We start from the raw sequence: 1,764 nt of genomic DNA on the forward strand, positions 1-1,764 counted from the left end.
GCGCGCAGGCGGACGATTTTTTTCGGCTCGCCGTACGATGTGAAGGACGCCTCTCCGTTCGCTGTGGCCATGGCCGCACCCAAGTGGCTTGACTGCGCCGGCAGCTTGAAGCGCACGACCATCTGCCGCAGCTTTTCGGCCTCCTGGGCGAGCGTCATGCTCGAGGCCGTGGCCTCTTCCACCATCGCGGCATTCTGTTGCGTCACCTGATCCATCTGATTGACGGCGGAGTTGACTTCCGACAGCCCGGTCGACTGCTCGTTCGCCGAGACCGCGATAGCCTGCATGTGCTCGTTGACCGTCGTGATATTGGCCTGGATCGTCTTCAGCGCATCGCCCGTTTCATGGACGAGCTTCACGCCATGCCTGACTTCGTCCGAAGAATTGCGGATCAGCTCCTTGATTTCCTTCGCCGCCTTTGCCGAGCGCTGGGCGAGCTCGCGCACTTCCTGGGCGACGACGGCAAAGCCCTTGCCTGCTTCGCCGGCACGGGCCGCCTCCACGCCGGCATTGAGCGCCAGAAGGTTCGTCTGGAAGGCGATCTCATCGATGACGCTGATGATATTGGCGATGCGGTCGGAGGATTGTTCGATCCGCGCCATTGCGCCGACCGCGTCGGCAACGATCTGGCCGGAGTGGTTTGCGCTGACGTTGGCCATTTCGGCGGCCTGGCGAGCCTCGTTGGCACGCTTCGAGGCATTCCCGACATTGACGGTGATCTCATCGAGGGCCGCCGCCGTTTCTTCCAGCGCCGCAGCCTGCTGTTCCGTGCGCCGCGACAGGTTGCCGGCGCCGTCGCTGATCTCGCGCGCGCCGTCGTCGATCAGTCCGGTGGAGAGGGAGACGGAGGCAAGCGTCTGGCCGAGCTGCTGCGTCGCCGCGTTCATGTTTTCCCGCAAGGCTTCGAAGTCCTTTGCGAAAGGCCGGTCGAGCGAGAAGCTGAGATCGCCGAGCGCCAGCTTCGACAGGGCCTCACCGACGGTGCGGACCGCAAACACGCGTTCGCTAACATCGGTCGCGAACTTGACGACCTTCACGACCTTTCCGGAATCGTTCGTGATCGGATTGTAGGACGCATTCAGATAGATGGGCCGGCCGCCTTTGCCGAAGCGCACGATATCGCCGATATGGGGCTTGTTGGCGCGGAGGTCCGTCCAGAGCTGCTCGAACAGATGGTCTCCCGTCTCGCCTTCCTCGAGAAACATCCGGTGGTTCCGGCCCTTGATCTCGGCAAGAGTATAGCCGACGGCCGTCAGGAAATTATCGTTGGCGCTGACGATCTCGCCCGCCGGCGTGAATTCGATCACCGCCTGCACGCGGTTGATCGCCAGCAACTGATTGCGATAGTCGGTGTTTTGGATTCTCGCTCTTGCGTCGGCCCATTCGACGACGAAACCCAGGATGCTCTCTCCCCGCTTGAGGGGCGTCACGATCAGATCGAAGACGCGGTGGCCAACCGTTATCGTCGCCTTGTGTTGCGACTTCAGGGCCGCAAGCATGCCACGCTGATGCGCCGGATTCCGATGGAAAATATCGATATTGGATCCGACGAGGGTGGACATGTCGAAGCGCGACAGCTCCTTCTTCAGGTCGCTTTCCGCTTCCTGCAGCAACTCCCGGGTGGCCGGATTGATGTAGATGATGTTGAGCTTGGCATCGGCAATCATGATATTGGCGCTCATCGCATCGAGCGCACCGGTTTTCATCGTTCCAGCAGCACCATGGAGTCCTAACATCACCGTCATATCCTTCCGGCTATTCAAC

General features: G+C 61.2%; 1 protein-coding gene. It reads right to left on the minus strand.

All coding sequences use genetic code 11. From position 1 onward, the window contains the following. A partial coding sequence (locus ACQZ6J_RS33840; RefSeq protein ID WP_449087229.1) for a methyl-accepting chemotaxis protein occupies positions 1-1,736 on the minus strand: 1,736 nt, incomplete at its 3' end. Positions 1,737-1,764: the final 28 nt, after the last annotated feature.

This window comes from Rhizobium sp. A37_96 (assembly GCF_053521765.1).